Source organism: Kitasatospora sp. NPDC092039 (assembly GCF_044756065.1).
Lineage (GTDB): Bacteria > Actinomycetota > Actinomycetes > Streptomycetales > Streptomycetaceae > Kitasatospora.
In genome coordinates this window covers 432,504-452,425 of the sequence record NZ_JBIVSD010000002.1, presented here as the reverse complement: position 1 = coordinate 452,425, position 19,922 = coordinate 432,504, and the positions used below count along the sequence as shown (strand labels likewise).

Below are 19,922 nucleotides of genomic sequence, written 5' to 3'. Positions count from 1 at the left end.
CCGGCGGCGACGACTACGCCGACTGGCCGGCCGCGTCGGCGGCGAGCTGGGCGTCGATCTGCTTGCGGATTTCGGCGAGGGTCTGCGCCGGGTCCCACTCGCCCTTGGCCTCGATGGCCCGACCGTCCTTGAAACGGCACCAGCTGGTGTAGGAGACCTGGAACTTCTTGCCGGTCGGCTCGAATCCCATGATCTTGCCGGCGTGCACGCCGGACATCGTCCAGTCCAGGTGGACGGTGTCGCCCTCCCAGCGCACGACCGTTGCGGTGTAGTGCGGTTGGAGCTTCTCGCGGAGCTCGACGATCCCGTCCTGGATGCCGTCGCGGTCGTCACCCTGGGCGTCCAGCTCCAGCGCCGACTCATCCGTATGGGTGATGAAGTCCGGGTGAATGAATTCCCCGAGCCGCTCGATGTGACCCTTGTTCAGAACTTCCTCGACCCAGGCCTGAAGCGTTTGCTCGCAAGCCGCCCTGTCTTCCCCCATGGGAATCCGCCTCACTTGTACGGAGCGTTGTTACGGATGGAGATCCATCGCCGTCGTCGCGCGCGGCCGGGGTCTGATCGCCCGGCCCGCGGGGCCTGCACGCCATGTAATCCGACGGCATTAAGGAATTGAGCGATGCCGTTTCTACTATGTAGATCACACGGTGTCAACCAGCGGAGCGTGACGACCCGTCACCGGGACGGAATCCCTTTTGTCAGGCCCCTGCCGACACCCGCGGCCACCAGGGTCGACGGCCGGGTTACCCCGGATCGGGCCGGCCAACCCTCGACCGTCAAGACTTGGTCAAGGTTTCACTGGACGGCGGCCAACATCCCACCCCGGCCTGCGGCGTAACCGCGGGATGACCCCCTGCAACGTGACCGGGATCACAGAGATTCCCCCTTGTCGGGTCCTTCAGGCCGGATCGTCCTACGCTGTAGGGTGAGCGCCGGTTGATCAATTCGATCACCATTTACGGGGGTTCCATTCGTCGCTCAGCACGGCGCGCTTTCCGCCGTGCCACGCCACCACGGCTTTCGACGCCCCGTACGTGGTCTTCACCAGACAAGAATTCGTCGGACCGGAAATCTTCCACGGGCTCGGGGGCGAGAACGTTTCATGGAAAAGGCGCATTCTGCAGCGATCGCGACGGGTTTCGACCCGGACACGACCATCGCCGTCGTCGGGGTTTCCTGTCGGCTTCCGAAGGCGCCCGACCCGGCCTCGTTCCGGCGACTGCTGGAAAACGGCGAAAGCGCCGTAACGGAGTGGCCCGAGGACCGTTTGCGCACGGCCGACCACTACTCCGCCGACCGCTCCGCACCCGGCCGGTCGCACGCCCGGCACGGCGCCTTCCTGGACGAGCCCGGGGCCTTCGACGCCGGCTTCTTCGGGATCTCCCCGCGCGAGGCCGAGATGACGGACCCGCAGCAGCGGCTGGCCCTGGAGCTCGGCTGGGAGGCCCTGGAGGACGCCGGGATCCGGCCCGCCCGCCTGCACGGCAGCCGCACCGGCGTCTTCATGGCCACCATGGCCGGCGACTACGCCGCGTTGGTCCACTCGCTCGGCGCGGAGGCCGTCAACCAGCACACCGTAGCCGGCCTGACCAGGGGAATCATCGCCAACCGGCTCTCCTACGCACTCGGCCTGCACGGCCCCAGCCTCACCGTCGACTCCGCCCAGTCCGCCTCCCTGGTGGCCGTCCACCTGGCCCGGGAGAGCCTGCTGCGCGGCGAGTCGGACCTGGCGCTGGTCGGCGGGGTCAACCTCATGCTGGTGCCCGAGAGCACCGTGGCAGCCGCGAAGTTCGGCGGCCTCTCGCCGGACGGCCGGTGCTGGACCTTCGACGCCCGGGCCAACGGATACGTCCGCGGCGAGGGCGGTGTCGTCCTGGTCCTCAAAAAGCTGAGCCGTGCCATTTCCGACGGCGACGGAATCCAGGCCGTCATTCTCGGCAGCGCGGTCAACAACGACGGCGCCACCGAGGGCCTCACCGTGCCCGACGCGGGCGCGCAGAGCGAGGTCGTCCGGGAGGCGTGCCGCAGCGCGGGTGTCCGCCCGGAGAATATCCGGTACGTCGAATTGCACGGCACCGGAACTCCGGTCGGCGACCCGGTCGAGGCGGCGGCGCTCGGCGCGGCCATCGGCAAGGCCCGGCCGTCCTCGGACCCCCTGCTGGTGGGTTCCGTCAAGACGAACATCGGCCATCTCGAAGGCGCCGCCGGCATCGCCGGATTGTTGAAAACGGTACTGAGTCTGCGACACGGGATATTGCCCGCGAGCCTCAATTTCGAGACGCCCAATCCTCGTATTCCGCTGGCCGAACTCGGCCTGAAGGTGCAGACCAGCAGCACCCCCTGGCCGGCCGGTCCGCGGCTGGCCGGCGTCAGCTCCTTCGGTATGGGTGGCACCAACTGTCATGTGGTCCTGGCGGGTTGGCCGACTCTCGACGAGGCCGAGGAGGCCGCGCCGCAGGGCCCGCCGGCCGCCGTCACCCCCGTTCCGCTCCCCCTGTCCGGCCGGAGCCCGGAAGCCCTGCGGGCCCAGGCCGCACGGCTCGCCGAACACCTCGGAGACTACCTGCCGGAGCGCGTCTCGGACGCGCAACTCGCCGATGCAGCCCACGCGTTGGCCGAGACCCGGACCCCGTTCGAGGAGCGCGCCGTACTGCTGGCCGAGGCCGGTGCGCGCACCGACGCGCTGGCCGGGCTGCACGCGCTCGCCGACGGTTCGCCGTCCGCCGACGTGGTCACCGGCCGCGCCCGGGCGGGTGAGCGGGCCCGGGTCGTCTTCCTGTTCTCCGGCCAGGGCAGCCAGCAGCCCGGCATGGGCCGGGAGCTGTACCGCCGCTTCCCCGCCTTCGCCGCCGCCCTGGACGCCGCCGCCGAACACCTGGACGCCGAACTCGGCTTCTCCATCAAGGAGTTGATGTTCGCCGAGGACGACGAGCGGCTGCACCGCACGGCCGGCACCCAGGCCGCGCTGTTCGCCTTCGAGACGGCCCTGGCCCGGCTCTTCCAGCACTGGGGCATCCACCCCGACCACCTGATCGGCCACTCCGTCGGCGAACTCGCCGCCGCGCACGTCGCGGGCGTGCTCCCGCTGGGCGACGCCGCCGCCCTGGTCGCCGCGCGCGGCCGGCTGATGCAGGCTCTCCCGGCCGGCGGCGCGATGGCCGCCGTCGAGGCCACCGAGGAGGAGATCCTCCCGCTGCTCGCCCGGCACGCCGGAGCCGTCGGCCTGGCCGCCGTCAACGGGCCCACGGCGCTGGTCGTCAGCGGCGAGGAGGGAGCCGTGCTCGCGGTGGCCGCCGCCCTCGCCGAACGCGGGCGCCGAACCCGGCGGTTGGAGGTCAGCCACGCCTTCCACTCGGCCCGCATGGACCCGATGCTGGCGGAGTTCCGGCAGGTCGCCGAGCGCCTGACGTACGCGCCGCCGAGCATTCCGGTGATCTCCAACCTCACCGGGCGGCCGGCCACCGTCGAGGAGCTGTGCTCACCCGGGTACTGGGTCCGGCACGTCCGCGAGGCCGTGCGTTTCCGCGACGGTGTCCGGGCCCTGGCCGAGGCCGGGACCACCCATCTGCTGGAGCTCGGACCCGACGCCGTGCTGCTGCCGGCCGCCCGGCAGAGCCTGCCCGAGGACGCCGGCCGGATCGCGTTCAGCGCGGCCCGGCGGCGCGGCCGCGACGAGGTCCGCACCGCCGTCACCGCGCTCGCCGAGGCGCACGTGCGGGGCGTCGAGGTGGACTGGACGGCCGTCCACGGGGAGCGCTCGGCGCGCCGCGTCGCGCTGCCGACGTACGCGTTCCAGCGGGACCGGTACTGGATCGGGAGCACTGCGGAGAGTCCGGGGGCGGTGGTGCGGGGCGGCCGGGAGGCGTCGTCCGGAGCCGCCGGGGTGGCCGTCGCCGGGGCCATTGCCGAGGCCTCTGCGGGGGCCTCTGCGGGGGCCTCTGCCGGGACTTCTGCGGGGGCCGAGGAACTGGACGTCGCCGGGCTGGTGCGGGCGAGCGTCGCGCTGGTCCTCGGCCACAGCGGCGCCGGCACCGTCGACACGGAGCGGACCTTCAAGGAGCTCGGCTTCGACTCGCTGTCCGCCGTCGAGCTGCGCGACCGGCTCCGCGAGGCCACCGGCGTCACGCTGCCGCCCACCCTGGTCTTCAACTACCCGACGCCGCAGGCGCTCACGGACCACCTCCGGGCCGAACTCGCCGACGGCCCGCGCACCGGCGCCGCCTTGACCACCGCGCGCGGAACCGCCGTTCGGCTCGACGAGCCGATCGCCGTCGTCGGCATGGCCTGCCGCTTCCCCGGCGGCGTCGAGTCGCCTGAGGACCTGTGGCGGCTGGTCGCGGACGGCGTGGACGCCATCGGCGACTTCCCCACCAACCGCGGCTGGGACCTCGACGCCCTCCACCACCCCGACGCCGGCCGGCACGGCACCTCCTACACCCGCCGGGGCGGCTTCCTCCACGACGCCGACCGCTTCGACGCCGGCTTCTTCGGCATCAGCCCGCGCGAGGCCACCGCGATCGACCCGCAGCAGCGCGTGCTGCTGGAGGCCGCCTGGGAGGCCTTCGAGCGGGCCGGCCTCGACCCGGCCACCCTGCGCGGAAGCGACGCCGGGGTGTTCATCGGCGCGATGGCCCAGGACTACGGGCCCCGCCTGCACCAGGCGCCCGAGGGCCTGGACGGCTACCTGCTGACCGGCAACAGCCCGAGCGTCGCCTCCGGGCGCCTCGCCTACACCTTCGGACTGGAGGGCCCGGCCGTCACCATCGACACGGCGTGCTCCTCCTCACTGGTCGCCCTGCACCTCGCCGTGCAGTCGCTGCGCAACGGCGAGTGCTCGCTCGCCCTCGCGGGCGGGGCGACGATCATGTCCAACCCCGGGATGTTCGTGGAGTTCAGCCGACAGCGCGGGCTGTCGGTGGACGGCCGCTGCAAGGCCTTCGGGGCGGGTGCGGACGGGACGGGCTGGGCGGAGGGGGTCGGGCTGCTGCTGGTGGAGCGGCTGTCGGACGCGCGGCGCAACGGGCACCGGGTGCTCGCGGTGGTGCGCGGCACGGCCGTGAACCAGGACGGTGCGTCGAACGGGCTGACGGCGCCGAACGGTCCGGCGCAGGAGCGGGTGATCCGCCAGGCACTCGCCAACGCTCGGCTGACGGCGTCGGACGTGGACGCGGTGGAGGCGCACGGGACCGGGACCACGCTCGGTGACCCGATCGAGGCACAGGCGCTCCTCGCCACGTACGGCGCTGATCGGGATTCCCAACAGCCCTTGTGGTTGGGCTCGTTGAAGTCCAACATCGGGCACGCCCAAGCGGCGGCGGGCGTCGGCGGCATCATCAAGATGGTCATGGCGATGCACCATGGCGTGCTACCGCGCACCCTGCACGCCGACCAGCCGTCCCCGCACATCGACTGGACCGCAGGAGCCGTTCAGCTACTCACCGAGGCGCGGGACTGGCCCGCCCTGGACGGGCGGCCGCGACGCGCCGCCGTCTCCTCCTTCGGCATCAGCGGCACCAACGCCCATGTCGTCATCGAGGAGGGGCCGGCGCCGGTCGCCACGGAGACAGAGGGTGGCTCCGTTACGGATGCAGGCGTCGTTCCGTGGGTGCTGTCGGCGAAGTCGGCGGAGGCGTTGACGGCGCAGGCCGAGCGGCTGCTCGGCGCGCTCTCCGACGACCAGTCGGCGGTCGGCGTGGCGCAGGCGCTGCTCAAGCGTGCGTCGTTCGAGCACCGGGCCGTCGTCACGGGCGACCACCGTGCCGGGCTCGCGGCGCTGGCGCGCGGCGAGCAGTCGGCCGACGTGGTCACCGGGGTCGTGGAGCAGGGCGGAGGCCTTGCTTTCCTGTTCAGCGGGCAGGGTGCGCAACGCCTCGGCATGGGATCGGAGTTGGCGCAGGCGTTCCCGGTGTTCGCCGAGGCCTTCGACACCGTCTGCGCAGCCCTCGACGCCCACCTCGACCGTCCGCTGAAGGACGTCATCAACGGGGACGACGTCGAGCTGCTGAACCGCACCGAGTACACCCAGCCCGCGCTGTTCGCCTTCGAGACCGCCCTCTACCGGCTCCTCGAATCCCTCGGAGTCCGACCCGACTACCTCATCGGGCACTCCGTCGGCGAGATCACCGCCGCCCACCTCGCCGGGGTCTTCACCCTGGAGGACGCGGCCAAGCTCATCACCACGCGCGGAAGACTCATGCAGTCCCTGCCCGACGGCGGCGCCATGACCGCCGTCCAGGCCACCGAAGACGAAGTCCTACCCCTCCTCGACGGACGCAACGCCACCATCGCCGCCGTCAACTCCCCCACCTCCCTCGTCATTTCCGGCGCCCAGGCGGACACCGACGCCGTCACGGAGGAGCTGAAGGCCCGGGGCCGCAAGACCACCCGCCTGCGGGTCAGCCACGCCTTCCACTCCCCCCTCATGGACCCGATCCTCAACGAATTCCGGACCGTCGTCGCCGAGTTGAACACGAACGACCCGCGCATCCCGATCGTCTCCAACCTCACCGGCACCACCGCCACCACCGAGGAACTGAACGACCCCGACTACTGGGTCCGCCACCTCCGCGAAGCCGTCCGCTTCGCCGACGGCATCCAGCACCTCGAAGCCGCAGGCATCACCACCTACCTCGAAATCGGCCCCGACGCCGCCCTCACCCCCCTCCTCGCCACCAACGCCCACCCCACCACCCGCCGCAACCACCCCGAGCCCGCCACCCTCCTCCAAGCCCTCGCCCGCCTCCACACCACCGGCACCCCCGTCACCTGGGCCGCCCTCCTCCCCACCACCGCAGAGCTCCCCAGCCTCCCCACCTACCCCTTCCAGCACCAGCACTACTGGCTCACCACCCCCGACACCGGCGACGTCACCGCCATCGGCCTCACCGCCACCGACCACCCGCTCCTCGACGCCGGGATCGAGCTGGCCGGCGAGCAGTCCACCGTCGTCTTCACCGGCCGGGTGACCCGCCACGCGCAGGCGTGGCTCACCGACCACACCGTGGCCGGCCACACCGTGCTGCCCTCGTCCGCCCTGGTCGAGCTGGCGCTCCGGCTCGGTGACGACCTGGGCTGCCCGCACCTGGAATCGCTCACGGTGGACGCGCCGCCGCTCGTCCCCGAGCACGGCGGGCTGCGCCTCCAGGTCTCCGTCGAGGCCCCGGACGCGACCGGTCGCCGCCGCCTGGCTGTTCACACCCGCCCGGACGAAGCCGCCGAGGACGCGGCCTGGACGCAGAACGCCCACGGTCTGCTCGGCGCCGAACTCCCCGCACCGCGGGCCGAGTCGGCCCCGTGGCCGCCGGCCGGCGCCGTCGCGGTGCCCGTCACGGCCCTGGACGACACGGGCCTGGGCGCGCTGTTCCAGAACGTCCAGGCGCTCTGGCGGCGCGGCGAGGAGCTGTTCGCCGAGGTCGCCCTGCCGGAGGAGCTGTCGGCGGACGCCGCCGGCTACGGCGTGCACCCGGTCCTGCTGGAGTGCCTGCCGTACCTCGGCGCCGCCGCCCCCGCTACCGGCGAGCAGGTCCGGCTGCCCCTGGCCTGGCAGGGCGTGTCGCTGCAGCTGACCGGTGCCACGCTGCTGCGTGTGCGGGTCACTCCGGCCGGCCCGGGCGCCGTCGCCGTGTCCGCGTCGGACGTGGGCGGCGCGACCGTCCTGTCGGTCGCCTCGGTGGCCCTCGGGACGCCGGACGCGGCCGTCTTCGCCGGCCGTACGCTCGGCGGCCTGTACACGGTGCAATGGGCCACCCGCCCACTCGCCGCGTCCCCCGCCGCCGCAGCGCCCGAGTTCACGGTCGTCCGGCTCGACTCCGAGCGCGACGACGCCGACGCCGCCCGCGAGGTGGCCCTCGAAGCCCTGGCCGCCGTACGGTCGTGGCTGGACACCGAACACGCCCCGGACGCCCGCCTGGTCCTGGTCACCCGACAGGCCGTCGCGACGGACGTCGAGCAGTCGCAGCGCCTGGCGGGTGCCGCCGTCTGGGGCCTGGTGCGTTCCGCGCAGACCGAGAACCCGGACCGCTTCGTCCTGGTCGACGTGGACGGCAGCGCCGAGTCCGAGCAGGCCCTGGCGGCCAGACTCGCCACCGGCGAAGCGCAGTTCGCGCTGCGCGCCGGGGAGTTGCTCGTCCCCCGCCTCGCCCGCCGCGAGGCGGCCCCGGCCGGACCGGCCCGCTGGGACGGCGACGGCACCGTGCTGATCACCGGCGCCGGCGGCACCCTCGGCCGGCTGTTCGCCCGCCATGTGGTCGCCGACCTCGGCGCCCGCCGCCTGCTGCTCGTCAGCCGACGCGGCTCCGACGCGCCGGGAACAGCGGATCTGGTGGCCGAGCTGTCCGCGCTGGGCGCCCGGGTGACGGTCGCCGCCTGCGACGTCGCCGACCGCGCCGCGCTTGCCGAACTGCTCGACGCCACACCGGGCCTGACCGCCGTCGTGCACGCCGCCGGGGTCCTGGACGACGGTGTCGTCGGCGCCCTGGACGAGCGGCGGATCGCCACCGTATGGGCCCCCAAGGCCGAGGCCGCCTGGCACCTGCACGAGCTGACCCGCGACCGCGACCTCACCGCGTTCGTGCTCTTCTCCTCGGTCGCCGCCACCCTCGGCAGCGCCGGTCAGGCCAACTACGCCGCCGCCAACGCCTTCCTGGACGCCCTCGCCCACCACCGGCGCGCCCAGGGCCTGCCCGCCACCAGCCTCGCCTGGGGCATGTGGGGACAGCAGGGCGGCATGGCGGCCGCTCTGAACGCCGCCGATCTGGCCCGCTGGGCCCGGACGGCCGTCCTGCCGATCGACCCCGAGGACGGCGTCGCGCTGTTCGACGCCGCGCTCGCCACCGGGGACGCCGCGCTCGTGCCCGCCCGGCTGGAGCGCGGCGGCACCTGGCGCGGGTCCGGCCCGGTGCCCGCCCTGCTGGGCGGCCTCTACCGCGCCTCCGCCCGCCGCCGGGCGGCCACCGCCGACGCCCGTACGGCCGACTCGCTCACCGACCGCCTCGCCCGGATGGCCGGCGAGGAGGAGCGGGATCGGTTCCTGCTCGACCTGGTCTGCACCGAAGCCGGTGCTGTGCTCGGCCACGGCTCGGCGTCCCCCGTCGCCCCCGCGCGGGCGTTCAAGGAGGCCGGCTTCGACTCGCTGACCGCCGTCGAGTTCCGCAACCGCCTCAACGCCACCACCGGCCTCCGGCTGCCCAGTTCGCTGGTGTACGACCACCCGACGCCCGCCGCGCTGGCCGGCCGGCTCAGGGCGGAGCTGCTCGGCACGGAGCCGGGCCGGTCGACGGCCCTCGGCACGGCGGCCGCGGCGGCCGCGGCGGCCTTCAACGAGCCGATCGCCGTCGTCGGCATGGCCTGCCGCTACCCCGGCGGCGTCGCCTCGCCGGAGGACCTGTGGCGGCTGGTCGCGGACGGCGTGGACGCCATCGGCGAGTTCCCCACCGACCGTGGCTGGAACCTCGACGAGCTGTACCACCCGGACCCGGAGCACCCCGGCACCTCCTACACCCGCCGGGGCGGCTTCCTCCACCGGGCCGCAGACTTCGACGCCGACCTGTTCGGCATCAGCCCGCGCGAGGCGCTCGCGATGGACCCGCAGCAGCGGCTGCTGCTGGAGACCGCCTGGGAGACCTTCGAGCGGGCCGGCCTCGACCCGACGGGCCTGGCCGGTACGGCGACCGGCGTCTTCGTCGGCGCGGCGCCGCAGGATTACGCGCCCGGCCCCCGGGCGACCCCGGAGGGCGTCGAGGGCTATCTGCTGACCGGCAACCTCGCGAGCGTGGCCTCCGGCCGGGTCTCGTACGCCTTCGGGCTGGAGGGCCCGGCGGTGACCGTCGACACGGCGTGCTCCTCCTCGCTGGTCGCGCTGCACCTGGCCGCCCAAGCGCTGCGCAACGGCGAGTGCTCGCTCGCCCTCGCGGGCGGCGCGATGGTGATGGCGACGCCGAACACCTTCATCCAGTTCAGTCGGCAGCGCGGGCTGTCGGCGGACGGGCGTTGCAAGGCGTTCGGGGCGGGCGCGGACGGCACGGGCTGGGCGGAGGGCGTCGGGCTGCTGCTGGTCGAGCGGCTGTCGGACGCGCGGCGCAACGGGCACCGGGTGCTCGCCGTGGTGCGCGGCACGGCCGTGAACCAGGACGGTGCGTCCAACGGGCTCACGGCGCCCAACGGTCCGGCGCAGGAGCGGGTGATCCGCCAGGCGCTCGCCAACGCTCGGCTGACGGCGTCGGACGTGGACGCGGTGGAGGCGCACGGGACCGGGACCACGCTCGGTGACCCGATCGAGGCGCAGGCGCTCCTTGCCACGTACGGCGCCGAGCGCGATGGTGAACAGCCTTTGTGGCTGGGCTCGTTGAAGTCCAACATCGGGCACGCCCAGGCGGCGGCGGGCGTCGGCGGCATCATCAAGATGGTCATGGCGATGCACCATGGCGTGCTACCGCGCACCCTGCACGCCGACCAGCCGTCCCCGCACATCGACTGGACCGCAGGAGCCGTTCAGCTGCTCACCGAGGCGCGGGACTGGCCCGCCCTGGACGGGCGGCCGCGACGCGCCGCCGTCTCCTCCTTCGGCATCAGCGGCACCAACGCGCACGTCATCCTGGAGGAGGGCACGCCCTCGGCCGCGTCGGCCGAGGTGCACGACGACCACGGTGAGCTGCCGTTCCTCCTCTCTGCCAAGTCCCCCGCCGCGCTGCGGGCCCAGGCCGCACGTCTGGCCGCGCACCTCGACGAGGGGACCGCGCTCACGGGCGTCGCCCACGCCCTCGTCACCACGCGTGCGGCGCTCGACCACCGGGCCGTCGTGACGGCGTCCGACCGTGACGGGCTGCTCAACGCCCTCGCCGCGCTGGCGCGGGGCGAGCAGTCGGCCGAGGTCGTCACGGGCACCGTTGCCGGGCAGGGCGCGCGGGTCGCGTTCCTGTTCAGTGGGCAGGGTGCGCAACGGCTGGGCATGGGATCGGAGTTGGCGCAGGCGTTCCCGGCGTTCGCCGAGGCCTTCGACACGGTGTGCGCCGCGTTGGACCCGTACCTGTCGCGGCCGCTGAAGGACGTGATCGGCGGGGACGACGTCGAGCTGCTGAACCGCACCGAGTACACCCAGCCCGCGCTGTTCGCCTTCGAGACCGCCCTCTACGGGCTCCTGGAATCCCTCGGAGTCCGACCCGACTACCTCATCGGGCACTCCGTCGGCGAGATCACCGCCGCCCACCTCGCCGGGGTCTTCACCCTGGAGGACGCGGCCAAGCTCATCACCGCGCGCGGAAGACTCATGCAGTCCCTGCCCGACGGCGGCGCCATGACCGCCGTCCAGGCCACCGAAGACGAACTCCTGCCCCTCCTCGACGCACGCAACGCGGCCGTCGCCGCCGTCAACTCCTCCACCTCCCTCGTCATTTCCGGGGCACAGGCGGACGTCGAAGCCGTCACGGAGGAGCTGAAGGCCCGGGGCCGCAAGACCACCCGCCTGCGGGTCAGCCACGCCTTCCACTCCCCCCTCATGGACCCGATCCTCGCCGAATTCCGGACCGTCGTCGCCGAGTTGAACCCGTCCGACCCGCGCATCCCGATCGTCTCCAACCTCACCGGCACGATCGCCGAGAACAGCCGGCTCAAGGACCCCGACTACTGGGTCCGCCACCTCCGCGAAGCCGTCCGCTTCGCCGACGGCATCCACCACCTGGCGACCGCAGGCATCACCACCTACCTCGAAATCGGCCCCGACGCCGCCCTCACCCCACTCCTCACCACCAACGCCCACCCCACCACCCGCCGCAACCACCCCGAGCCCGCCACCCTCCTCCAAGCCCTCGCCCACCTCCACACCACCGGAACCCCCATCACCTGGGCCGCCCTCCTCCCCACCACCGCAGAGCTCCCCAACCTCCCCACCTACCCCTTCCAGCACCAGCACTACTGGCTCACCACCCCCAACACCGGCAACGTCACCGCCGTCGGCCTCACCGCCACCGACCACCCGCTCCTCGGTGCCGCCGTCACCCGCGCCGACGGCGACGGCATACTTTTCACCGGTCGGCTCTCCACCACCACCCACCCCTGGCTCACCGACCACACCATCGCCGGCACCGTCCTCCTCCCCGGCACCGCCTTCGCGGAACTCGCCCTGCGGGCCGGCCACGAGGCCGCCGGGTGCGACCGCATCGAGGAGCTGACGCTCCAGACGCCCCTCGCCCTGCCCACGAGCGGCGCGGTGAACGTGCAGGTGTCCGTCGGCGGGCCGGACGCGTCCGGCCGGCACCCGGTGGACGTCTACTCCGAGGCCGACGGCGTCTGGACCCGGCACGCCACCGGCCAGCTGACCGCCGCCGCCCCCGCGTCCTTCAGCCTGGACGTGTGGCCGCCGCCCGGCGCCGAGCCGATCGACGTCGAGGACGCCTACGACCGGCTGCACGCCGCCGGCTACGCGTACGGCCCGGTCTTCCAGGGCCTGCGCGCCGCCTGGCGGGCCGGGGACGCGGTGTTCGCCGAGATCCGCCTGCCAGGAGGGCTCCCCACGGGCGCCGGAGCCGACAAGTTCGGCGTTCACCCGGCGCTGCTGGACGCCGCGCTGCACCCCATCTCGCTCGGATTGGTCGGCGGGGACGGCGAGTTGCAGCTCCGGCTGCCGTTCGCCTGGTCCGGCACCTCGGTGTACGCGACCGGCGCGGACGCCCTGCGGGTCCGGCTGGCCGTCGTCCGGCCGGACGAGTACGCGCTGTCGATCGCCGACCACACGGGCGCTCCGGTCGCCGCCGTCGACTCGCTGGCGGTCCGGCAGCCGGCGGTGGACGGTCCCGGCGTGCGCCGCGGTTCGCTGTTCGCCCTCGACTGGTTCGACCTGCCGACCGTCGACAACCCCGCCTCGGTGCAGCCTGGTTGGCGCTTGGCCGACCTCCGTATGGTCGGCGGCGACGACGTCCCGGGCCGCGCCCGGCAGACGGCGCTCCAGGCGCTCGCCCACCTCCAGGCCCACCTCGCCGCAACGGAGGAGGACGAGGACGGCGGCGGCCCGCTGGTCCTGCTGACCCGGTCGGCGGTGGCGGCCGTCGACGGCGAGTCGCCCGACCCGGCGCAGGCCGCCGTCTGGGGGCTGGTCCGCTCCGCGCAGACCGAGCACCCGGGCCGGTTCGTCCTGCTCGACGTCGCCGACGACACCGACCCGGCTACCCTCGCGCCCGCCGCCCTGGCCACCGGCGAGCCGCAACTCGCGCTCCGCGACGGGCGGTTCAGCACGCCGCGCCTGGTTCCCGCCACCGCGGACCGGTCGGCCGTCCGCTGGCCCGGCGAGGGCACCGTGCTGGTGACCGGCGGCATGGGCGCGCTCGGCGTGCCGGCCGTCCGCCGCCTGGTCGGCGAGCACGGCGTGCGCCGGCTGGTGCTGGCCTCGCGCAGCGGCGACCGGGCCGAGGGCGCCGCCCGGCTCGCGGCCGAGCTGGCCGAGTCGGGTGCCGAACTGCGCTTCGCCGCCTGCGACGTCACCGACCGCACCGCCCTCGCCGAACTCCTCGACACCATCGAGGACCTGACCGCCGTCGTGCACTGCGCCGGTGTCCTGGACGACACCCCGCTGGAGACACTGGACAGCGCCGGCCTCGACCGCGTCCTGCGTCCCAAGGCGGACGCCGCCTGGCACCTGCACGAGCTGACCCGCGAGCGCGACCTCACCGCCTTCGTGCTCTACTCCTCCGTGGCCGGCACCGTCGGCAGCGCCGGTCAGGCCAACTACGCCGCCGCCAACGCCTTCCTGGACGCCCTCGCCCACCACCGGCGCGCCCAGCGCCTGCCCGCCACCAGCCTCGCCTGGGGCCTGTGGGACCGGGCCGACGGCATGGCCGGCCGGCTCGCGGCGGCGGACCTCGCCCGGCTGGCCCGCACCGGCATCGCCCCGCTCCCCGTCGAGGACGGGATGGCGCTGTTCGACCTGGCGCCCGCCCTGGACCGCTCGGTCGCCGTCCCGGCCCGGCTGGACCTCGCCGGGCTGCGCGCCGGGAGCCATGTGCCCGCCGTGTTCGCCCGGCTCGTCCGGCCCTCGGCCCTGCGGAAGGTGTCCGAGTCGGCGCCGACCGCTCCCGACGGCTCGACCGCGCTCGCTCACCGGCTCGCCGGACTCGACCCGGCCGAGCAGGAGCAGCTCCTGCTGGACCTGGTGCGCGGTCAGCTCGCCGTCGTGCTCGGCCACGCCTCAGCGGACACGATCGATGCCGAACGCGCCTTCAAGGACTTCGGGTTCGACTCGCTGAGCTCGCTCGAACTGCGCAACCGCCTGAACGGCACGACCGGCCTCCGGCTGCCGAGCACCCTGCTGTTCAACCACCCCACCCCGCTTGCCGTGGCCCGCCGGCTGCGGACGGAACTCCTCGGCACCACCGCCGCCACCACCGTCGTGAAGGCCGCCGTCACCGCCGACAAGGACGACCCCGTGGTGATCGTCGGCATGGCCTGCCGCTACCCCGGCGGGGTCCGTTCCCCCGAGGACCTGTGGCGCCTGGTCGCCGACGGCGTCGACGCGATCGGGCCCTTCCCCGGCAACCGCGGCTGGGACCTCGACGGCCTCTACGACCCCGACCCGGCCAAGCACGGCAAGACCTACCTCCGCGAGGGCGGGTTCCTCCACGACGCCGACCGGTTCGACGCCGGCTTCTTCGGGATGAGCCCGCGCGAGGCGCTGGCCACCGACCCGCAGCAGCGCCTGCTGCTGGAGACCGCCTGGGAGGCCTTCGAGCACGCGGGCATCGACCCGGCCGGGCAACGCGGAAGCGACACCGGCGTGTTCACCGGCGTCATGTACCACGACTACGGCGGCCGGCTGCGCGAGGCGCCCGAGGGCTTCGAGGGCTACCTCGTTAACGGCAGCGCGGGCAGCGTGGCCAGCGGCCGGGTCTCGTACACCTTCGGGCTGGAGGGCCCGGCGGTGACCGTGGACACCGCCTGCTCGTCCTCGCTGGTCGCCCTGCACCTGGCCGCCCAGGCCCTGCGCAACGGCGAGTGCTCGCTCGCCCTGGTCGGCGGCGTGACGGTGATGGCCACCCCGGCCGTGTTCGTGGAGTTCAGCCGGCAGCGCGGGCTGTCGGCGGACGGCCGCTGCAAGGCGTTCGGCGCGGGTGCGGACGGCACGGGCTGGGCCGAGGGCGTCGGGCTGCTGCTGGTCGAGCGGCTGTCGGACGCCCGGCGCAACGGGCACCGGGTGCTCGCCGTGGTGCGCGGCACGGCCGTGAACCAGGACGGTGCGTCCAACGGGCTGACCGCGCCCAACGGTCCGGCGCAGGAACGGGTGATCCGCCAGGCACTCGCCAACGCTCGGCTCACGGCCTCGGACGTGGACGCGGTGGAGGCCCATGGGACCGGGACCACGCTCGGCGACCCGATCGAGGCACAGGCGCTCCTCGCCACGTACGGCGCTGACCGGGATGCCCAACATCCCTTGTGGCTGGGCTCGTTGAAGTCCAACATCGGGCATGCCCAAGCGGCGGCGGGCGTCGGCGGCATCATCAAGATGGTCATGGCGATGCACCATGGCGTCCTGCCGCGCACCCTGCACGCCGACCAGCCGTCCCCGCACGTCGACTGGGAGGCCGGGGCGGTCGAACTCCTCACCCGGGCGCGCGAGTGGCCGGCCTTGGCCGGACGCCCGCGACGGGCCGCCGTGTCCTCCTTCGGCGTCAGCGGGACCAACGCGCACGTCGTGCTGGAAGGCGTCGCGGCTCAGCAGTCCGCCGCCGGCGCCGATGTCGAACCGGCCGTGGCCCCTTGGGTGCTGTCGGCGAAGTCGGCGGAGGCGTTGACGGCGCAGGCCGAGCGGCTGCTCGGCGCGCTCTCCGACGACCAGTCGGCGGTCGGCGTGGCGCAGGCGCTGCTCAAGCGTGCGTCGTTCGAGCACCGGGCCGTCGTCACGGGCGACCACCGTGCCGGGCTCGCGGCGCTGGCGCGCGGCGAGCAGTCGGCCGACGTGGTCACCGGGGTCGTGGAGCAGGGCGGAGGCCTTGCTTTCCTGTTCAGTGGGCAGGGTGCGCAACGCCTCGGCATGGGATCGGAGTTGGCGCAGGCGTTCCCGGTGTTCGCCGAGGCCTTCGACACCGTCTGCGCAGCCCTCGACGCCCACCTCGACCGTCCGTTGAAGGACGTCATCGGCGGGGACGACGTCGAGCTGCTGTACCGCACCGAGTACACCCAGCCCGCGCTGTTCGCCTTCGAGACCGCCCTCTACCGGCTCCTCGAATCCCTCGGAGTCCGACCCGACTACCTCATCGGGCACTCCGTCGGCGAGATCACCGCCGCCCACCTCGCCGGGGTCTTCACCCTGGAGGACGCGGCCAAGCTCATCACCACGCGCGGAAGACTCATGCAGTCCCTGCCCGACGGCGGCGCCATGACCGCCGTCCAGGCCACCGAAGACGAAGTCCTGCCCCTCCTCGACGGACGCAACGCGGCCGTCGCCGCCGTCAACTCCCCCACCTCCCTCGTCATTTCCGGCGCCCAGGCGGACACCGACGCCGTCACGGAGGAGCTGAAGGCCCGGGGCCGCAAGACCACCCGCCTGCGGGTCAGCCACGCCTTCCACTCCCCCCTCATGGACCCGATCCTCGACGAATTCCGGACCGTCGTCGCCGAGTTGAGCACGAACGACCCGCGCATCCCGATCGTCTCCAACCTCACCGGCACCACCGCCACCACCGAGGAACTGAACGACCCCGACTACTGGGTCCGCCACCTCCGCGAAGCCGTCCGCTTCGCCGACGGCATCCACCACCTGCAAGCCGCAGGCATCACCACCTACCTCGAAATCGGCCCCGACGCCGCCCTCACCCCCCTCCTCACCAGCAACGCCCACCCCACCACCCGCCGCAACCACCCCGAGCCCACCACCCTCCTCCAAGCCCTCGCCCACCTCCACACCACCGGCACCCCCGTCACCTGGGCCGCCCTCCTCCCCACCACCGCAGAGCTCCCCAACCTCCCCACCTACCCCTTCCAGCACACCAGCTACTGGCTCGACCTCCCCGCCGAGTCCGGCGACCTCACCGCCGTCGGCCTCGCGGCCACCGAGCACCCGCTCCTCGGCGCGGTCGTCGAACTCGCCGACGCCGAACGGACGGTGTTCACCGGTCGGCTCTCCACCACCACCCACCCGTGGCTCACCGAGCACGAGGTGTTCGACTCCACGCTGCTGCCCGCCGCCGCCCTCGTGGAGCAGGCGCTCGCGGCCGGCGCGCGGATCGGCTGGCCCGTCCTGGACGAGCTGACACTGGAGGCGCCGATCCCGGTCCCCGACCGGACGGGCGTGCAGGTGCAGCTCTCGGTCGAGGCGCCGGACGCCACCGGGCGCCGCCGCGTCACCGTCCACTCCCGCCCCGAGGAGGCCCCCGGGGCCACCACCGACGGAATCACCGACGGAATCATCGACGCGTCGCCGTGGACCCGCAACGCCTCCGGCTTCCTGGCGAGCGGTCCCGCACCCGAGCCGCAGGCCGCCGACGCCCTCGGCGCCTGGCCGCCCACCGGGGCCGACGCTCTGCCGACCGACGGTCGCTACGACCGCCTGGCTGCCCAGGGCTACGGCTACGGCCCACTGTTCCAGGGCGTCACCGCCGCCTGGCGGCGCGGCGAGGAGCTGTTCGCCGAGGTCACCCTGCCCGCCGGGCAGCCGTCCGACGTCGCCGGGTACGCCCTGCACCCGGCGCTGCTGGACGCCGCCCTGCACCTGCTGATCCCGGACGACGCCACCGCCGACGCACCCGTCCGGCTGCCCTTCGCCTGGACCGGCGTCACCCTGCACCCGGCCATCGACGTGACCACCACGGCAGGGAGAAGCGTCGAGACCCCGACCGCACTCCGCGTCCACATCCGCCCGAACGGCCCCGACAACGCCGCGCTCACCCTCGCCGACGCCGCCGGTCGTCCGGTGCTGTCGGTGCGCTCGATGGTGTCCCGGCCGGTCCGCGCCGAGCAGCTCCGCGCCTCGGGGGCGAGCGTGCTCGACGCGCTCCACCAGGTCGAGTGGATCGCCGCCGCCGTCCCGGCCCCCGGGGCGGCCACCGCCCCGCCGGTCTGCGCGCTGCTCGGCGAGGCCCGCCCCGACCTGGCCGGCCTGCCCGTCACCGCGCATCCGGACCTCGCCTCACTGCTGTCCGCCGCCGACCTGCCGGACGTCGTCCTGGTCGCGCCGCCCTCCACCGGGGCCGGCACCCACGACGCTCCCGCGGCCGTCCACGCGGCCGCCCGTGCCGCCCTGGCGCTGCTCCGTTCCTGGACGGCGGAGGAGCGGCTCATCGGCACCACCCTGCTGCTGGTGACGCGCGGCGCCATGGCCGTACGCCCCGGAGAGCGGCCCGATCCGGCGCAGGCCGCCCTGTGGGGCATGGTCCGGGCGGCCCGGCTGGAGCACCCCGGCCGGATCGTCCTCCTGGACCTCGGCGCCGGTGACGGGTTCGACCCGACCGGCCCGGCCCGCGCGCTCCACAGCGGCGAGCCCGAACTCGCCCTCCGTGACGGTCAGTTGTCCGTACCACGGCTGGCCCGGGTGCGCGAGCTGCCCGTCGACGGCGCCAAGCCCTGGCACCCGGCCGGCACCGTCCTGCTCACCGGCGCGACCGGCGCCCTGGGCCGGTCGGTCGCCCGACGCCTGGTCACCGAACACGGCGCGACCCGTCTGCTGCTGGTCAGCCGGCGCGGCGCCGAGGCGCCCGGCGCGGCCGAGCTGACGGCCGAACTGGCCGCCCTCGGCGCCCAGGCCACCTTCGCGGCCTGCGACGCCGCCGACCGCGAGCAGCTCGCCCGTACGATCACCGCCGTCCCCGCCGAGAACCCGCTGACCGCCGTGGTGCACGCGGCGGGCGTGCTGGACGACGCCCCGCTGACCGCGCTGACCGACGAGCGGCTGAGCGCCGTGCTGCGTCCGAAGGTCGACGCGGCGTGGAACCTGCACGAGCTGACCCGTGACCTGGACCTGGCGGCCTTCGTCCTGTTCTCGTCCACCACGGGCACGCTCGGCGCGGCCGGCCAGGCCAACTACGCCGCCGCCAACGCCTTCCTCGACGCCCTGGCGCACCTGCGCCACGTCCAGGGCCTGCCCGCCACCAGCCTCGCCTGGGGTCTGTGGGCCGACCCGGAGGGCATGGCCGCCGACCTCGGTGCCGCCGACCTGCGCCGCCTCGCCCGCTCCGGCATCGCGCCGATGGCGCGGCAGGACGGCCTGGCGCTGTTCGACGCCGCGCTGCGCGCCGGGGACCGGCCGACGCTGGTGCCCGCCCGCCTCGACCTGCGGCCGCTGCGCGAGGCGGCCGCCGAGGGACGCTTGCCCGCGCTGCTGAGCGGCCTGGTCCGCACACCGGCCCGGCGCTCCGCCGAACCCGGCGGCGCGGCGCCGGCCGCCGAGCGGCCGCCCCTGCGCGAGCGGATCTCCGCCCTGCCGCAGGAGGCGCGGCTCGACGCCCTGCTGACCCTGATCCGCGAGGAGGTCGCCACCGTGCTCGCCCACGCCTCGCCGGACGCGATCGGCCGGCAGACCGCGTTCAACCTGCTCGGCTTCGACTCGCTGACCGCGATCGAGCTGCGCAACCGGCTCGCTGCGGTCACCGGGCTGCGGCTCCCGGCCGGCCTGCTGTTCGACCACCCCTCGCCGGAGGCGCTCGCCGGGCACCTGCTGACGCGGCTGGTCGACGAGCCCGGCGGGCCGGGCGGCCCGAACGGCATGGCGGGCGCGGGCCCGGAGGAGGATGCGGACGAAGCGCTGCGCCGCGCCCTCGCCGCCATCCCGCCGGCCCGGCTGCGCGAGGCGGGCCTCGCCGAGGCGCTGCTGCGCCTGGCGGCCGAACCGGCCGGCACCCCCGCGGCGGAGCCCCGCCGCAGCACCGACGTCGCGGACATCGACTCGATGGACCTCGAAGACCTGATCGAGCTGGCGCTCGACGACCAGTCCTGAACCAGCCCGGCCT

At 74.2% G+C, this 19,922-nt stretch carries 2 protein-coding genes; one reads left to right on the top strand and one right to left on the bottom strand.

The features are described from left to right. Positions 1 to 13: 13 nt before the first annotated feature. Positions 14 to 484, bottom strand: coding sequence for an ester cyclase (locus tag ACIQI7_RS05145; protein ID WP_401105269.1), 471 nt, complete (start codon positions 482 to 484; stop codon positions 14 to 16). 618 nt (positions 485 to 1,102) lie between these two features. On the opposite strand from ACIQI7_RS05145, the gene ACIQI7_RS05140 reads away from it, so the two are divergent. Continuing rightward, positions 1,103 to 19,909 carry an SDR family NAD(P)-dependent oxidoreductase gene (locus ACIQI7_RS05140; RefSeq protein ID WP_401105267.1) on the top strand — a complete coding sequence of 6,269 codons (18,807 nt, stop codon included), beginning with the start codon at positions 1,103 to 1,105 and terminating at the stop codon, positions 19,907 to 19,909. The last annotated feature ends 13 nt before the right edge of the window (positions 19,910 to 19,922 follow it).